General features: G+C 68.6%; 15 protein-coding genes. 9 read left to right on the forward strand and 6 right to left on the reverse strand.

The genetic code is table 11. The features are described from left to right. Nucleotides 1-46: 46 nt before the first annotated feature. From EV278_RS04920 to EV278_RS04930, 3 genes are all read left to right on the forward strand, one after another. On the forward strand, nt 47-610 hold the full coding sequence (locus tag EV278_RS04920) for a hypothetical protein (protein ID WP_132087367.1): 564 nt from the start codon (nt 47-49) through the stop codon (nt 608-610). Between the two features lie 115 nt (nt 611-725). Continuing rightward, complete coding sequence (locus tag EV278_RS04925; protein ID WP_132087370.1) at nt 726-1130, forward strand: DUF4282 domain-containing protein; 405 nt, start codon at nt 726-728, stop codon at nt 1128-1130. Nucleotides 1131-1254: 124 nt separating this feature from the next. Then, entirely contained in the window at nt 1255-1650 is a 396-nt protein-coding gene (locus EV278_RS04930; RefSeq protein WP_132087373.1) for a helix-turn-helix transcriptional regulator, read from the forward strand. Between the two features lie 114 nt (nt 1651-1764). Here EV278_RS04930 and EV278_RS04935 read toward each other — a convergent pair whose 3' ends face one another. The 4 genes from EV278_RS04935 to fliI all read right to left on the reverse strand — a co-directional run bounded on the left by EV278_RS04935 (nt 1765) and on the right by fliI (nt 5322). Next, the gene (locus EV278_RS04935; RefSeq protein WP_132087376.1) at nt 1765-2316 is read right to left on the reverse strand and encodes a hypothetical protein; all 552 of its coding nucleotides are present in this window, start codon (nt 2314-2316) and stop codon (nt 1765-1767) included. A 60-nt stretch (nt 2317-2376) separates the two neighbouring features. Then, nucleotides 2377-3486: an endo-1,4-beta-xylanase gene (locus tag EV278_RS04940; protein ID WP_132087379.1), complete on the reverse strand. Its 1110-nt coding sequence runs from the start codon at nt 3484-3486 to the stop codon at nt 2377-2379. Between the two features lie 64 nt (nt 3487-3550). Continuing rightward, nucleotides 3551-3970: a flagellar export protein FliJ gene (locus EV278_RS04945; protein WP_132087382.1), complete on the reverse strand. Its 420-nt coding sequence runs from the start codon at nt 3968-3970 to the stop codon at nt 3551-3553. 14 nt (nt 3971-3984) lie between these two features. Beyond that, nucleotides 3985-5322 carry a flagellar protein export ATPase FliI gene (gene fliI / locus EV278_RS04950; RefSeq protein ID WP_132087384.1) on the reverse strand — a complete coding sequence of 446 codons (1338 nt, stop codon included), beginning with the start codon at nt 5320-5322 and terminating at the stop codon, nt 3985-3987. Between the two features lie 731 nt (nt 5323-6053). Between fliI and ctrA the strand changes: the two genes are divergently transcribed. From ctrA to EV278_RS04965, 3 genes are all read left to right on the forward strand, one after another. Further along, nucleotides 6054-6749: a cell cycle two-component system response regulator CtrA gene (gene ctrA, locus EV278_RS04955; RefSeq protein ID WP_029914069.1), complete on the forward strand. Its 696-nt coding sequence runs from the start codon at nt 6054-6056 to the stop codon at nt 6747-6749. A 225-nt stretch (nt 6750-6974) separates the two neighbouring features. Continuing rightward, entirely contained in the window at nt 6975-8351 is a 1377-nt protein-coding gene (locus EV278_RS04960; protein ID WP_132087388.1) for a peptidoglycan DD-metalloendopeptidase family protein, read from the forward strand. 135 nt (nt 8352-8486) lie between these two features. Continuing rightward, nucleotides 8487-9578, forward strand: a complete 1092-nt coding sequence (locus tag EV278_RS04965; RefSeq protein WP_132087391.1) for an acyltransferase — start codon at nt 8487-8489, stop codon at nt 9576-9578. A 10-nt stretch (nt 9579-9588) separates the two neighbouring features. On the opposite strand, the gene EV278_RS04970 is transcribed toward EV278_RS04965, so the two are convergent. After that, nucleotides 9589-10107: a GNAT family N-acetyltransferase gene (locus EV278_RS04970; protein ID WP_132087394.1), complete on the reverse strand. Its 519-nt coding sequence runs from the start codon at nt 10105-10107 to the stop codon at nt 9589-9591. Between the two features lie 65 nt (nt 10108-10172). On the opposite strand from EV278_RS04970, the gene EV278_RS04975 reads away from it, so the two are divergent. After that, nucleotides 10173-10550 (forward strand): nuclear transport factor 2 family protein, encoded by a 378-nt coding sequence (locus EV278_RS04975; RefSeq protein ID WP_132087396.1) that lies wholly within the window; start codon nt 10173-10175, stop codon nt 10548-10550. Nucleotides 10551-10715: 165 nt separating this feature from the next. Next, nucleotides 10716-12545, forward strand: a complete 1830-nt coding sequence (locus EV278_RS04980; protein ID WP_132087399.1) for a DUF885 family protein — start codon at nt 10716-10718, stop codon at nt 12543-12545. Between the two features lie 169 nt (nt 12546-12714). Here EV278_RS04980 and EV278_RS04985 read toward each other — a convergent pair whose 3' ends face one another. Continuing rightward, nucleotides 12715-14319, reverse strand: a complete 1605-nt coding sequence (locus EV278_RS04985; protein ID WP_132087402.1) for an EAL domain-containing protein — start codon at nt 14317-14319, stop codon at nt 12715-12717. A gap of 265 nt (nt 14320-14584) precedes the next feature. On the opposite strand from EV278_RS04985, the gene recA reads away from it, so the two are divergent. Then, the gene (gene recA / locus EV278_RS04990) at nt 14585-15655 is read left to right on the forward strand and encodes a recombinase RecA (RefSeq protein WP_132087405.1); all 1071 of its coding nucleotides are present in this window, start codon (nt 14585-14587) and stop codon (nt 15653-15655) included. Nucleotides 15656-15763 lie beyond the last annotated feature (108 nt).

The following is a 15763-nucleotide window of genomic DNA, read 5'->3' on the forward strand; positions in this document are numbered from 1 at the left end:
GCGTTCGGTTTGGCAAGGCGGGGGCCTTCACGACGGAGCGCTACTGATGAAAACCAAGATTGCCATGTTCGCCGCCGCCGCCGCGACGCTTTCGCTGGCGGGCGCCGCGTTCGCCCAGTCGGCGGCCTCGAGCCAGACGCCGGCCGCGACCGGCGCGACGCCTTCGGGTCAGACCCTGCCGTCGGCCCAGACCACGCCTTCGGGGGCCACTTCGGCGACGCCGGCCACGCCCGCCTCGCCGTCGACCGGCACGCAGGCCACCCCGGCTACGCCCGCCAGCCCGGCCACGGGCGCGGCCGCGTCCACGGGTACGACCGGCACCGCCGGCACGGCGGCCGACGCCGACGCCGCGGGGACCCCGTCCTCGGCCAACGTCGCCTTGGACTTGAAGGTCGGCTCCGAGGTCAAGGATCCCTCCGGCGCCGTGGTCGGCACCATCGCCGGCACCACCGCCGGCGCCGACGGCTCGACCAACGTGGTCGTGACCAGCGGCGACAAGAAGTTCGCCCTGCCCAAGGCCAGCTTCAGCGCCGCCGCCACCGGCGGCCTGCAGACCACGGCCACCAAGGCGCAGATCGACGCCACCCTGGCCGGCGCCAAGCCGCAGTAACCGAACGATCGTCGTCCGACGATCCGCAAGCCCGCTCGGCATTGCCGAGCGGGCTTCGCGCTGCTAGCGATGGGCCAGTACCCGGCGGAGCTCCCGCTGACATGAGGGGTGTCGGATGGCTCCGGCCAGAAATTCCAAGGCGCTTGGTTCGAACGGGCTGTTCTGGGACCTGCTGACGTTCGACCGTCTTGTCACGGGGCCGGTGATTCACCTGATCTATTGGGCCGGACTGGGCGTCGTGGCCCTGTTCGCCTTTTCGGTGGTCGGCGCCGCCGTCGGCCTGGCGCTGAAGGAGCCTGGCCTGCAGTCGCTGCTGCTGGCCTTCCCCGTGCTGATCGCGGGCCTGCTGGTCGCCGCCGCCATGGTGCTGCTGTGGCGCGCCTTCTGCGAGTTCTACGTCGCCATCTTCCGGATCAGCGAAGACCTGCGCGCCCTGCGCCAGGCCAGCGACGCCGATCACGCCGTGGCCGCCGCCACGCGTCCTCCCGTCCAGGCGCCGGCCCAGAAGCCGCTCGCCTGAGGGGGCGGTCCCTGCGACCGAATAACGCGGTTTACGAAAATTCGCCACGAAACTTGAGGATGAGGTCGATCCTCGGCGTCTAAGCGGCAGGAGGCCGGTCGCGCCTCCGCCCGGAGACGCAATTTTGGCCGCCGATCAAGAACCCCACCTCGTCGATGTCCATGTGGGCGCGCGGATCCGCATGCGCCGCAAGTCCATGGGCCTGAGCCAGACGCAGCTCGCCGACAGCGTGGGCATCACCTTCCAGCAACTGCAGAAGTACGAGCGCGGGACCAACCGTGTCAGCGCGTCCAAGCTCTACGGCATGGCCGTGACGCTGCAGACCTCGGTGGCCTGGTTCTTCGAGGGCATGCCGCCCGAGGCGGACGGCGTCGGCGACCAGAGAACCCAGGCCGTGCGCCGCTTCCTGGCCACTGAGGAGGGGGTGGAGCTGGCCTCCCTGGTGCCGCAGCTGCCGATGGCCCAGCGCCGACAGATTCTGGCCCTGGCCAAAACGCTGAGCACCGATATGGAGGACTAGAGCAAATCGCGCGATTCAGGAATCGCATGATTTGCTCTAGGTTTTTGTTTTCGCATCGCTTTGGCGGAAAACCGGCATCCACTTTTCCGCGCGATGCTCTAAGGGCCAGACGCCTCAGGACGCGGACCGCAGCACGCCCTTGGCCCCCGAATAGGTCGCCGTATAGGCCACGCCGCCGTCGTCCGTGGCGCGAAGCACCTCGCCGGCGCCCGGCTGGCATTGCTTTGGATCGCTGCCCGCTTCGAAGCCGTCGACCTGGAACTCCAGGCCCTCGACGGTGGGCCCCAACAGCGACAGGCGGCCTCGGCACGGGATGTCCGGAACGGTGATCCAACCGCAGGCGACGCCGGGGCCGCAGCTGGCGAGGATCTCCACCTCGATCCGCTGAGCCGGCTGGCCCGGTCCTTGGGCCAGGCCCGACCAGCGCCCGACCAAGCCCTGGACGCCCGACGCCCGCTCCTGCGCGGTCGCCGGCGTCGGGGACGCTTGAGGCGCCGAGCTCGGCGTCGTCGCCGCGGTCGCGCGGTGCTGCGACCACCAGGTGGTGGTCAGGGTGACGCCCGCGCCGATCAGAGCCACGACGATCGCGCTGACCGCCGCCCACGCTCCGGGCGACAGTCCAGGCCGCGATGGCCTTGTCGATGAGATGTCCAACGGGTCTGGCATGGCGGAGCCTCCGATCCGCGATCCTGCACCACTTTTCCGCGTATTTGAACGTCTGGTGCGTCAGGCTTGCGGGCGCCGGCCTTGGAAGGCGTCGACCAAGGCCGCCGCGCCGGCCTTCGGGCGGCCGGCGTCGTCGAACACGGCGGGAGCGTCGGCGGCGTTTTCGGCCCGCAGCCACGAATCCCTGTCGCGCAGGCCCCACAGCGTGAAGGCGAAGCGCTGGCGCTCGGGCAGGGCCATGAAGGCCTCGGCGGCCTCGGCGTAGACGGCCGTCTGGCGGCGCTGCAGCTCGGCGCGGGACAGGAGCTTGTTCTCGGCGCGGGTCAGGGACACGTCCAGTTCCGACACATGGATCGGCAGGCCCAGGCTAGCCAGGTCGCGGATCATCCGGGTGATCTCGCCCGGCGGGACGTCGGCCGCCACGTGCATCTGGGCGCCCAGGCCGGTCAGGGGCGCGCCCGAGGCGAGCAGGCGCTCGGCCAGGTTCAGATAGGTGGCGCGTTTCTTGGGGAAGTATTCGAGATTGTAGTCGTTCAGCAGCAGGACGGCGTCGGGGTCAGCCTCGTGCGCGGTGCGATAGGCCAGGGCGATGTGCTCGAACGCGCCCAGGCGCTGGGCCCACAGGCTGTCGCGCCAGCCGTTCCCGTCCTCGGCCACCGGCTCGTTGACCACGTCCCAGCCGACCACCTGGCCGCGATAGCGGCCGGCCACGGCGTGGATGTAGTTGCGATAGGCGTCGGCGAAGCCGATGCGGTTCTCGTCCAGCCGCTGGAAGGCTTCCGGCGTCTGGGCGTACCAGACCAGGTTATGACCCAGCAGGCCCATGCCGTGGGCCCGGGCGAAGGCGGCGATGCGGTCGGGGGCCTCGAAGCGGAAGGACCCGTCCGGCTGGACGATGTACTCCATCTTCATCTGCCACTCGGGAGTCAGCTGGCTGACCTCGCGGACCAGCAGGGCGGCCAGGGCGGGATCGTCCAGGTGCAGGGCCTGGACGCAGGCGCCCACCCGGAACGGGGCGACGCTCCTCAGCGGCGGCAGATCGGCGGGAATGGGCTGGCTTTGGGCCTTCGGGCCGCAGGCGGACAGGGCCAGGGCGCCGGCCAGGACCGTGCGGCGGCCAAGGCCCCCTCCGGCCCTTCGAGCCACCTCCCCCAAGGGGGGCGGATCCATCGGGGCGTAGATGCTCCCTCCCTGGGGGGGCTGTCGCGTGGCGACGGAGGGGGGCTCGCCGCGCTTAACGGGCACCGACAACCGCCCGGCGCAGGCCCAGCTCGTCCAGGGCGGCGATCTCCAGCTTACCCGCCAGCTTGGCCTTGGCCACCTTGGCGGCCTCGGCGACGTGCTCGTATTTCTTGAGGTTCTCGAAGGCCAGGGACAGGGCGTCGCGGGCGCCGGCCTCCTCGATCAGGATCTGGTCGATCTCCAGCAGGGCCTGGTCGCGCCGGATCCTGTTGCCCTGGCGAAAGCCGATCATGTACCAGCCGGCCTCGACATCGCCCTGGGCCCGCATGGCCTCGGCCTCGGCCTCGGCGTCCAGCATGGCGACCTTCATCTCGGCCGTCTGGCGACGCTCGACGATGTCGGCCAGGCGCTTCTGCAGGGTCTCGACCTCGTGGTTCGAGATGCGGATCAGGGAATCGGCCCATTTGGTCATGCCCGGTGTCCCATCTAGGCGGCTTCACTCTGCAGGATGTGGGCGAGGTAGCCGAAGCTGTCGTCGAGGCTGGTGGCCTCGTCGGGGCTCTGGCTGAGAAAGGCCTCGACGGCGGGGTTGAGGCGGATGGCCCGATCGATCACCGGATCGGCGCCGGCCCGATAGGCGCCGATGCGGATCAGCTCTTCCATGTTCGAATAGGCGGCCAGGCTCTGGCGGGCGGCCTTGACCACCTCGCGCTCCTCCAGCGTCTGGCAGCCGGGCATGGTCCGGCTGATCGACTTGAGGACGTTGATCGCGGGAAAGCGGCCGCGCTCGGCGATGGCCCGTTCCATGACGATGTGACCGTCCAGGATGCCGCGGGCGGCGTCGGCGATCGGCTCGTTGTGGTCGTCTCCGTCGACCAGCACCGTGAACAGAGCGGTGATCGGGGCGGCCGTCGTGCCGTCGGGCCGGATCGGGCCGGGACCGGCGCGCTCCAGCAGCTTGGGCAGCTCGGTGAAGACGGTGGGGGTGTAGCCCTTGGTCGTCGGCGGCTCGCCGGCGGCCAGGCCGATCTCGCGCTGGGCCATGGCGAAGCGGGTCACCGAGTCCATCAGGCAGAGAACTTCCTGGTCCTGGTCGCGCAGGAACTCGGCGACGGCCAGGGTCATGTAGGCGGCCTGACGGCGGGTCAGGGCCGGCTCGTCCGAGGTGGCGACCACGACGATGGCGCGCTTGAGGCCTTCCTCGCCCAGGGTCTCCTCGATGAACTCGCGGACCTCGCGGCCCCGCTCGCCGATCAGCCCGACCACGACGGCGTCGCAGGTCGCTTCCTTGGCCAGCATCGACAGCAGCACCGACTTGCCCACGCCCGAACCGGCGAAGATGCCCAGGCGCTGGCCGCGGCAGGTGGTGGTGAAGACGTTCATCGATCGCACGCCCAGATCCAGGCGCTCGCCCACCCGGCCGCGGGCGTGGGCCGGCGGGGGCGGGGTCTTCAGGGGGTAGGGGACGTCGCCCTGCGGCAGCGGGCCCAGGCCGTCGATCGGCTCGCCAAAGGCGTTGATGATGCGGCCCAGCCAGGCCTTGGTAGGCCGGACCACGGCGCCTTCGGGCATGATCTTGATCACCGCGCCGGGGGCCACGCCCTCGACGGGGCCAAACGGCATCAGCAGGGCGCGGGTCTCGCGGAAGCCGACCACCTCGGCCGGCAGGGTTGGGGCGCCCAGGCGCTCGATCTCGACCCGCGCGCCGACGGCCAGCCGGGTCAGCCCGCCCCGCGCCTCGATCAGGAGGCCGTTCACAGCGGCGACGCGACCGAAGATGGTCAGCGGATCGATGCGTTCGACGGCGGCGATCAGGCTACGCAAGCACGACTCCCGAGGCTGCGAAACCCAGCTTTGGGCCTCGCGCGTTAATGGGGAGTGAAGTAGACCGACATGGTTAATCGGCCCTTGAGGATTGTGGTTAGGATGCGGCCTGCGTCCTTATGACCATGCGCCAGGGATGCTCATGCGGCGGCCCCGCGGGCGGGTCTGGGAACGACTTGATAGGCCTTATAATACGTTCCGCGCGCGACCCGCGCGACGCCCTCGCCCCCGAGGCCGCATGCTGGCGGTCAAGCTTTGGACGGCCACCTCGGCGAGGCCGGCAAGCTCCAGCGAAAAAGCGCCTGAAACCCGCCGCGACCGGACGTCGCGGACGCGGCTAAGGCGAAGCTCATGGCGACGCTTTGACCCTGCGGCCAAGCCTGTAAATTTCTCGCGACAGAACGCCGCAATCTCGCCTTACAGGTGAACGGCGGACGGCGGAGCGCGAACGAGACGGGCGTTAACCAACCCCTTTACAGGGCGGGATTTTCGCGTTTCTGGCTGAAAAGGAATCGTCTTGACGGCCCGTCCACAGGCCCCTGCGACCTTTGCGCCAAACGAGTCGCTGACCGCTTGCACCCGATTCGCAAATCAGATTAACCATTTCTCCAACGGGAACATTCACCATTAACCTGTCTTAAATTAACTGTCCGGCAGAGTGCAGGACGGGTTTCACCGGCGGTATTCCGCCTAGCTGTCGAATAATGCCGCCCGAGGGCGGGGAGGGCTGCATGCGCGTACTGTTGATCGAGGATGACAGCGCCACCGCGCAGACCATCGAGCTGATGCTGAAGTCTGAAGGCTTCAACGTCTACACGACGGATCTTGGCGAAGAAGGCGTGGATCTGGGCAAGATCTATGACTACGACCTCATCCTGCTAGACCTGAACCTGCCCGACATGAGCGGCCTGGATGTTCTGCGCACCCTGCGGGTGGCGAAGGTGAACACCCCGATCATGATCCTGTCGGGCAGCGCCGAAATCGATACGAAGGTGAAGACCTTCTCGGGCGGCGCCGACGACTACATGACCAAGCCGTTCCACAAGGACGAGATGATCGCCCGCATCCACGCGGTGGTCCGTCGTTCGAAGGGGCACGCCCAGTCGGTGATCAAGACCGGCGACATCATCGTCAACCTCGACGCCAAGACCGTCGAAGTGAACGGCAACCGCGTGCATCTGACCGGCAAGGAATACCAGATGCTGGAGCTGCTCTCCCTGCGCAAGGGCACGACCCTGACCAAGGAGATGTTCCTCAACCACCTGTACGGCGGCATGGACGAGCCCGAGCTGAAGATCATCGACGTCTTCATCTGCAAGCTGCGCAAGAAGCTGGCGGCCTCGGCCCAGGGCAAGCACCATATCGAGACCGTCTGGGGCCGCGGCTATGTGCTGCGCGACCCGAACGAACAGGTCAACGCCGCGTAATCACGCCAGGCCGGTGACCCGAAAAGTAGAACGCCCGCCTCTCCGGAGGCGGGCGTTTTCTTTTGTAGGAACAGGGCGTTAACCCTGTCCGTGACAAATCGCCCGAAGCACCGAATAGTCCTTGCCCGAACATGGCCTCATCCGCCATTTTCCGGCGCGACGTTTGCTGGGGGGCTTCCCAGCCGTGTCACCCAATGCGCGGCATCGCTACCAGTCGGGGGCTTGATGCAGGAATTCGATCCGAGACGGCCGACGCTGCGTCTGGCCCCCAAGGTCTTCACCGCGATCGCCGGCGTGGCCGCCCTGGGCCTGGCCTGGAAGCTGACCGCCCCGGACGCGCCGGTGCAGGTGGTCAAGGCGCCGCTCGACGCCAACGCCTTGGCCGCCTTGCAGCACGCCGCCTTCGCCAGCGCCGAGGCCCAGCCGGGCTTCGAGCGTCCGGAATCGATCCCCGTCCAGGTGCGTCCCGGCGAGACCCTGGAAAACGCCGTGCTGCGCGCCGGCGTCGCCCCCAACGACGCCCGCCAGGTGGTGGCCGCCCTGCAGGGCGCGATCGACACCGTCAACATCAAGGCCGGCATGGCCTTCGAGGCCGCGATCGCAGAGCGGCGCAACGGGCGCGCTGGTTCGGCCCGCCTGATCGGCCTGTCGATGCGCACCGGCCCGTCCTCGACCCTGACCGTCTCGCGCACCTTCGACGGCGCGATGAAGCTGCGCGAGCTGGAGGAAAAGGTCACCGACGAGACCAAGGTGGCCTGCGGCGAGATGAAGGGGTCGTTCTACGAGAGCGTCGCCGACGTCGGCGGCACCCCGGCGGTGATCAGCGAGGCGGCCAAGCTGTTCTCGCACAAGATCGACTTCTCGCGCGACATCAAGGAAGGCGACAGGTTCTGCCTGGTGTTCGACCGCAAGGTCACCGAGAGCGGCCGCACGGTCGAGGCCGGCGACCTGGAATACGCCGAGGTCAAGGGCCAGAAGTTCTACGCCTTCGAGCGCAACGGCGAGGACGGCAAGCCGCAGTTCTTCGACGAGCTGGGCAAGAACATCAAGGGCTTCCTGCTGCGCACCCCGGTCGACGGGGCCCGCATCACCTCCACCTTCGGCCAGCGCAAGCACCCGGTGCTGGGCTACACCCGCGCCCACAAGGGCGTCGACTTCGGAGCCGGCACGGGCACCCCGATCCTGGCGGCCGGCGACGGCGTGGTGCTGGAGGCCCGCCGCTGGAGCGGCTACGGCAACTGGCTGCGCATCCGCCATTCGGGCCAGTGGGACACCGGCTACGGCCACATCTCGCGCTACGCCCCCGGCATCCGCCCCGGGGTTCACGTGCGCCAGGGCCAGGTGGTGGCCTATGTCGGTTCCACCGGCCTGGCGACCGGCCCGCACCTGCACTACGAGGTTTGGCTGAACGGCCAGCGGGTCAACCCGATCGGCGCCAAGGTGCCCCAGGGCACGATCCTGGCCGGCGCCGAACTGTCGCGCTTCAAGGCCCAGCGCGCCCACATCGACCAGCTGCTGGCCCAGGGCGGCGACACGGTCGAAGACAAGGCCGCGCCAAAGCTGGCCAGCCTGGATACGGGCAAGGGGCCGACGCTGCGCTGATCCGCGATCGGGGACATGCCCTCGCGGCGTGTCCCCATCAGCAAACGCCGCGCCTGGACGTGGGGACACGCCGCAAGGGCATGTCCCCCGGCTGAAAACTTGACCATCGCGCCGCCGCGTCCCATCCCCAGGACGATGAAACTCTTCCCGCCGCTCGAGCCCGACTCCGAGGACATGCTGCACCTCGACGCCCTGCGCATCGTCGGGGCGCTGATGATCGTGGTGTTCCATTTCAACCGCTACATCAACCTGGACGGCCGCTGGCAGGTGGCGGACGACATGATCAAGGGTTTTTCCCTGATCGTGGACCTGTTCTTCCTGATCTCCGGCTATGTGATGGCGGCGGTCTATGGCGGCCGGCTGACGACCTGGAACAAGTACGGGACCTTCCTGAAGAAGCGGGTGGCGCGGCTGGGGCCGCTGCACTGGGCGACGATGCTGGTGTTTGTCGGCGTCTGGGCGGCGGGCGTCCTGGGCTGGGGCGGGGATGTCGACCCCCGGCGCTACGACTTGGCCTGCATCGTTCCGAACGTGATCTTCGTCCACGCCTGGCATACCTGCCGCAGCCAGACCTGGAACTTCGTCAGCTGGGCGATCAGCGCCGAGATGGGGATGTATCTGGCCCTGCCGCTGCTGTTCTGGATTACGGGGCGCGGGCGGATCGTCACCGCCCTGGTCGCGGTCGCCAGCTTCGTGGCGCTGCTGCTGAACCCCGACGGCGACATGCCCTTCCACCAGTGGACCTGGAACTTCGGCGTGCTGCGGGCCGTGCCCGGCTTCCTGCTGGGCATGCTGGCGTTCCAGCTGCGCGCGCCGCTGGGGCGCCTGCCGTTCGCGCGCTTCTGGATGTGGGGCTTGTTGGCGGTGTTCCTGGTCGCCTCGACCCTGCGGATCGAGCGCACCCTGCTGCTGCTGATCGTCTACGCCGTAGGCCTGGCGGGCGTCGCCGCCGACGCCGCCGGTCCGCAGGGCGGGATCAGCCGCCGCCTGGCGCCGTGGGCCCAGCTGAGTTTCAGCCTCTACCTGCTGCACCCGATCGCCCTGAAGATGGGGATCAACTGGGTCGGGGTGGCGCGCCTGGGCCTGAACGGCGACGCCCTGCGGCTGTGGGTTCTGCTTTGGGTGCTGGCCCTGGTCCCGCTGGCCTATCTGTCGCTGGTGCTGTTCGAGCGTCCGGCGCGCGACTGGATCAGCGGCCTGGGCCGGAAGGCGGCCCCCGCCGGGTGAGAGCGGGCGGCTATCCCCGCTGCAGCAGCACCGTCGGGGCTTCGCGATAGGTGGTGCGCGCCACCTCCAGGAAGCCCATCTTCGCAGCCAGCTTCAGCGACGCGGCGTTGTCCGGGTCGATCATGCAGACCACCGGCGCGTCGCCCCACTGGTCGCGAGCCCAGGACAGGGCGCCGACGATGGCCTCGCTAGCGAAGCCCCGGCCGTGGGCCCAGGAGCACAGGGCCCAGCCCATCTCCGGCACGCCGTCGATCGAGGGCTGGATTCCCCGGTGGAAGTCGGCGAAGCCGATCTCGCCTACATAGCGCCCGGTCGCCGTCTCGCGCGCCGCCCAGTAGCCGTAGCCCAGCACGGCCCACAGCCCGCGGGCCCGCAGCAGGCGCTGCCAGCTCTCCTCCGGCGTCGAGGTGCGGCCGCCGATGTGGCGGGTGACCATCGGATCGCTCCACATCGCCGCGCTGTCCTCGAAGTCGGAGGCCTGGGGCGGGCTCAGGGTCAGGCGGGCGGTGGTCAGGGTCGGGGGAATCATCGGCGTTCCGGAAGTGGGCGCGCCAGCCTATACCGGGCCGCGCCGCTCGCCAGGGACCAGAGATCATGACCGCGCCGCAAGACGCCATCGCCGCCCGCCGCAAGCTGACCAACCGGCTGATCGCCGGCAAGGACGCCCGCCGCCTGGCGCCGTTCTTCGCGCCGGACGTCAAGGTGATCGTCGGCGACGGCTCGCTGATCCTGGGGGCCCGCGACGTGCTGGAGGCGTTCGCCAGCCAGTTCGCCGATCCCGCCTTCGTCGCCTATGTCCGCACGACCGAGCGCATCGCGCTGGACGCCGCCGGCCAGCGGGCCGCCGAGCACGGGACCTGGGTCGGGACGACGCGCGGCGTCGAGGACACGCGCGGGACCTATCTGGCGACCTGGCGCAAGGTCACCGGTCAGTGGGTGATCGAGAACGAGCTGTTCGTGACCCTGAGCTGAACCAGCGACGCCCCCACGGGCACGTCCATCCTGAAGAGGGCTGCGGAGCGAACGTGCGTCCTCGTTTTTCCGCAAGATGACGGGAAATTAATGCCGGCGCCGTTGCCGAGCCGTGAAAGCCCCTCTACCCCTTTGCGTTCAGATTTCAAGGGAAGGGGCCCCGCCTTGCAAAACCGCCGTCAGATGCTGCTGTCCACCGTCGCTGTCGGCCTGGCCGCCGCGACCCCCGGCCTGGCCCTGGCTCAAGCCGCGCCGGCCTCGGGCGAGGGCGCCAAGCTCAACGCCCTGTTCGACGCCATCATGGCCAAGCAGCTGCGCCAGTCGCCCGAGACGGCCACCGGCCTGGGCCTGGACGTCGGCGATCTGGCCTGGACCAAGTCGCAGCTGGCCGACCGCTCGTTCGCCGCCATCGCCGCCGGGATCGCCCAGACCAAGCAGCAGCTGGCGGACCTGCGCGCCATCGACCGCAAGCAACTGACCGGCATGGACGTGGTCAACTACGACACCGTCGAGTTCACCCTGGCGGTGCAGGACGAGGGGAATGAAAAGTTCACCTACGCCGGCGGCGGCTCGGGCGCGCCCTATGTGCTGAGCCAGCTGACCGGCTCGTACCAGTCCTACCCCGACTTCCTCGACACCCAGCACTCGATCGAGACCAAGGCCGACGCCGACGCCTATCTGTCGCGCATGGAGGCTTTCGCCCGGCTGATGGACCAGGAGTCGGCGATCGCCCAGCGCGACTACGCCGACGGCGTGATCCCGCCGGACTTCATCATCGACAAGGCCCTGGTCCAGATGAAGGCCTTCGCCGGCATGCCCACCGCCGAGGCGCCGCTGGTGCTGTCGGTGGCCCGCCGCACCAAGGACAAGAACATTCCCGGCGACTGGGCCGGCGAGGCGAGCAAGATCTACGAAAACTCGGTGCTGCCGGCGCTGAAGCGCCAGATCGCCCTGCTGGAGAGCGTCCGCCCGAAGGCCACCCACGACGCCGGCGTCTGGCGCCTGAAGGACGGCGGCGACTACTACGCCGTGTCGCTGAAGAACTACACGACCTCGACCATGACGCCCGACGAGATCCACCAGCTGGGCCTGGACCTGGTCAAGTCGATCTCGGCCCAGGCCGACACGCTGTTCAAGAGCATCGGCATGACCAAGGGCACGGTCGGCGAGCGGATGGCCGAGCTGGGCAAGGACATCTACGACAACACCGACCCGGCCAAGGAGCAGCTGATCCGCGACCTGAACGAAAAGGCCAAGTGGATCGAAAAGCAGCTGCCGGCCTATTTCGGCCAGCTGCCCAAGGCGCCGCTGGAGATCCGCCGCGTGCCCAAGGCCATCGAGGCCGGCGCGCCGGGCGGCTACTACAACTCGCCCTCGCTGGACGGCAAGCGCCCGGGGATCTACTGGATCAACCTGCGCGACACCAAGGAGCAGGCCAAGTTCACCCTGACCACACTGACGGTGCACGAGGGCGTTCCCGGCCACCACCTGCAGTTGTCGATCTCCAACGAGGCCAAGGGCCTGCCGCTGCTGCGCAAGACGATCGGCAATTCGGGCTACACCGAGGGCTGGGCGCTCTATTCCGAAGAGCTGGCCGTCGAGATGGGCATCTACAAGACCGACCCGCGCGGCCACATCGGCATGCTGCACGACGCCCTGTTCCGCGCCGTCCGCCTCGTGGTCGACAGCGGCATGCACTACAAGAAATGGACCCGCGAGCAGGCCATCAAGTACATGGCCGAGACCATGGGCGACGAGGAGAGCGGCACGACCACCGAGATCGAGCGCTACGTGGTCTGGCCGGGCCAGGCCTGCAGCTACATGATCGGCAAGATCACCTGGCTGCGCGCCCGTGAACGAGCCAAGAAGGCCCTGGGCAAGAAATTCGACATCCGCCAGTTCCACGACGCCGGCCTGCTGGCGGGCATGACCCCGCTGACCGTGCTGGACCGGGTGATCGACGACTACGTCGCCAAGACCAAGGCGGGGAAGTAGGAGAAGACGCGCTGTCCCTCCCCCTTGCGGGGAGGGTGGCCTCCGAAGGAGGTCGGGTGGGGGATCGGTGCAGGGCGTTTGGAGTCGGCAGACCCCACCCGTCGGCTTCGCCGCCACCCTGCCCGTAAAGGGGAGGGAAGGTTCCCAAGGGAGAGGGAAGGGCGCTCTTCTACCCCCAACCCTCCGACACGCCCGCCCGGCGCGCCGCCGGCGTCACCGAACCGACCTTCAGCGCCGGCTGCGGCTGGTCGGAGGGCTTGCCGAAGAGCCAGCCCTGGGCGAAGTCGACGCCGGCCTTGCGGACCAGATCCTCGATCTCGACGGTCTCGACCATCTCGGCCACCGTGCGGATCTTCAGGTCGCGGCACAGCTCGACCAGCCGGCGCACCATGGCCCCCTCGCGGCCGTTGCCGGCCAGCTCCCGGACATAGCGGCCGTCGATCTTGACAATGTCCAGGCTCAGTTCCTGAAGATAGGCGAACGACGAGGCGCCGGCCCCGAAGTCGTCCAGGCAGACCAGAGAGCCCAGCGAGCGCAGGGCCTGGATGTGCTGGTTGGCGCGCGGCAGGTCGTCGATGGCGCTGGTCTCGGTGATCTCGAAGATCAGACGGCCCTTGGCGGTGTCGGCCTTGGCCAGCAGCCGGCCGATATGGTCGACGAAGCCCTCGTCGACAATGGTGCGGCCCGAGACGTTGATCGCCAGCTTCAGCGTCCCCGAACGGTCGGAAGCCAGCCGCTTGACCGCCATGTCGGCGATCGCGTGGTCCAACTCGGCGATCAGGTCGAACTCCTCGGCCATGCGGATCAGCTGGAACGGGCTGCCGCCGTCCTCGAAGCGAACCAGGGCCTCATGGTGGTGGGCGGCGCCCGTCTTCAGATCGACCACCGGCTGGTAGGCCAGGGAGAAGCGGCGCTGGCTGACCGCCACGCCCAGGGCCCCGGCCCGCGACAGGGTGCGCTTGACCGACCGGTTCATCGCCTCGGACAGGCTGAGCGGCGGGGTGTCCTTCAGGCCTTCGCGCAGGAAGTCGTCGAGGGCGTACCGCAGCGCCTTGAGACCGCGCGACGGCGCCAGGCCCCCGTCGATCGGCACGACCTGGGCGCTGGCCTGGACCTCGGTGGCGCGGGTCAGGCGCCGAGCCATGTCGTCGGCGTGGTCGGCCTTGGCGCGAACCAGGGCGAAACGGTCGGGCGACAGGCGTGTGGCCATGCCGCCGGCGTGGGACTCGGCCCGCACCGCGCCGGCCAGCTTCAGGTCCAGGGCCCGGGCCTCGGGCTGGGACAGCCGCTGGCGCATGGCGTCCAGGTCCGAGAAGTCGACCATGGCCAGCTCCAGCTCCAGCCCGGTGACGCGCGCCGCCTCGAACAGGCCGCGGGCGATGTCCTCGAAGCTCTCGCGCGTGCGCAGGCCTTCGTCGTCCAGCTGGCCCGACGGCGCGTTGGCCGGCGTGACCGAGACCGAGATCCGGCCGCGGTTTTCGGGCAGGGCGCGTAGGGTCAGGTTCACGTGGCGCGGCGGTTCGCCGGCCAGGCGCACCGTGACCGGGCCCCGCCTCTGGCCGTCGTCGATCACCTGGGTGACGGCGTCGATCAGCGGGCGGTCGACCGCGGCGAACAGGTCGCGCCAGGCTCGGCCTGTCAGCGACCGCTCGTCCTGGCCCATCAGCCGCTGGGCCGCGCCCAGGGCCAGGGTCACCTGGCCGTTCTCGACTTCCAGCAGGAGGTCGGCGCTGGCGAAGGCCAGTCCCAATAGGCGGCGCGGATCGATCGACAAGACGGAAATCCCCCCGGAAGGGCCATAGGATCGCCGGCCGGCGTTAAGGACGCGTTTCAGCCGAGCAGCGGCTTTCGACTCCCGGATTTCTTCGGCGGCCTCGTCGTGATGCGACCGATCCTGACGCATGCACGCTTTAGGATAAGAACATATTGCGAACATGGAACAAAACATGTACGCATTAATCATTCCACAGGCGGGTGGGCGCGGCGGTCGCGAACCTCCGATCCGACAGTCGGAATCATGGAATAAGGGCGGACCAACAATGAGCAACCAGGCGGCTTTGAAACTCGTGGGCAAGGAAGACGGCGACAAGCAACGCGCCCTCGAGGCGGCTTTGGCCCAGATCGACCGGGCGTTCGGCAAGGGCTCGGTGATGAAGCTGGGCGAGAAGGGCAAGGTGGAGATCGAGTCGATCTCCACCGGCTCGCTCGGCCTGGACATCGCGCTCGGCATCGGCGGCCTGCCCAAGGGGCGGGTGATCGAGATCTACGGTCCGGAAAGCTCGGGCAAGACCACCCTGGCCCTGCACGTGGTGGCCGAATGCCAGAAGGCCGGCGGCACCGCCGCCTTCGTCGACGCCGAGCACGCCCTGGATCCGGGCTATGCGCACAAGCTGGGCGTCAATCTCGACAACCTGCTGGTCTCGCAGCCCGACAATGGCGAGCAGGCCCTGGAGATCACCGACACCCTCGTGCGATCGGGCGCGGTCGACATCGTCGTCGTCGACTCGGTGGCGGCCCTGACGCCCAAGGCCGAGATCGAGGGCGAGATGGGCGACAGCCTGCCGGGCCTGCAGGCCCGCCTGATGAGCCAGGCGCTGCGCAAGCTGACCGCCTCGATCAACAAGGCCAACACCATCGTCATCTTCATCAACCAGATCCGCCACAAGATCGGGGTGATGTACGGCAGCCCGGAAACCACCACCGGCGGCAACGCGCTGAAGTTCTACGCCTCGGTCCGCCTGGACATCCGCCGCACCGGCTCGATCAAGAACCGCGACGAGATCGTCGGCAACAACGTCCGGGTCAAGGTGGTCAAGAACAAGGTGGCCCCGCCGTTCCGCGAAGTCGAGTTCGACATCATGTACGGCGAGGGTATCTCCAAGCTGGGCGAGATCATCGATCTGGGCGTCAAGGCCGGGATCATCGACAAGGCCGGCTCGTGGTTCTCCTACAACAGCCAGCGCATCGGCCAGGGCCGCGACAACGTCCGCGAGTTCCTCAAGGCCAACAAGGACCTGTCGGCCGAGATCGAAACCGCCGTGCGCAAGTCGTCCCGCAAGATCGAGGAAGAACTGCTGGTCGGCGGTCCCGACGACGACGGCGACGAATAGGACGTCCCCGGTTCGGGCTCCTCTTGGGCGTCTGGACCGGTCGAAGGTTTCGCGGCCGCCGCCCGCAGCGGGCGACCCCGCCTCATAGCCCGCCGCGCACACCGCCTC

The sequence above is a fragment of the Caulobacter sp. BK020 genome (assembly GCF_004342605.1).
Taxonomy (GTDB): domain Bacteria; phylum Pseudomonadota; class Alphaproteobacteria; order Caulobacterales; family Caulobacteraceae; genus Caulobacter.

What these genes read in the sequence shown, in the direction of transcription:
- ctrA (WP_029914069.1), top strand. Translation starts at nt 6,054, where the DNA reads ATGCGCGTACTGTTGATCGAGGATGACAGCGCCACCGCGCAGACCATC.
- EV278_RS04920 (WP_132087367.1), top strand. Translation starts at nt 47, where the DNA reads ATGAAAACCAAGATTGCCATGTTCGCCGCCGCCGCCGCGACGCTTTCG.
- EV278_RS04940 (WP_132087379.1), bottom strand. Translation starts at nt 3,486, where the DNA reads ATGGATCCGCCCCCCTTGGGGGAGGTGGCTCGAAGGGCCGGAGGGGGC.
- EV278_RS04935 (WP_132087376.1), bottom strand. Translation starts at nt 2,316, where the DNA reads ATGCCAGACCCGTTGGACATCTCATCGACAAGGCCATCGCGGCCTGGA.
- EV278_RS04945 (WP_132087382.1), bottom strand. Translation starts at nt 3,970, where the DNA reads ATGACCAAATGGGCCGATTCCCTGATCCGCATCTCGAACCACGAGGTC.
- EV278_RS04975 (WP_132087396.1), top strand. Translation starts at nt 10,173, where the DNA reads ATGACCGCGCCGCAAGACGCCATCGCCGCCCGCCGCAAGCTGACCAAC.
- EV278_RS04965 (WP_132087391.1), top strand. Translation starts at nt 8,487, where the DNA reads ATGAAACTCTTCCCGCCGCTCGAGCCCGACTCCGAGGACATGCTGCAC.
- recA (WP_132087405.1), top strand. Translation starts at nt 14,585, where the DNA reads ATGAGCAACCAGGCGGCTTTGAAACTCGTGGGCAAGGAAGACGGCGAC.
- EV278_RS04960 (WP_132087388.1), top strand. Translation starts at nt 6,975, where the DNA reads ATGCAGGAATTCGATCCGAGACGGCCGACGCTGCGTCTGGCCCCCAAG.
- EV278_RS04970 (WP_132087394.1), bottom strand. Translation starts at nt 10,107, where the DNA reads ATGATTCCCCCGACCCTGACCACCGCCCGCCTGACCCTGAGCCCGCCC.
- EV278_RS04925 (WP_132087370.1), top strand. Translation starts at nt 726, where the DNA reads ATGGCTCCGGCCAGAAATTCCAAGGCGCTTGGTTCGAACGGGCTGTTC.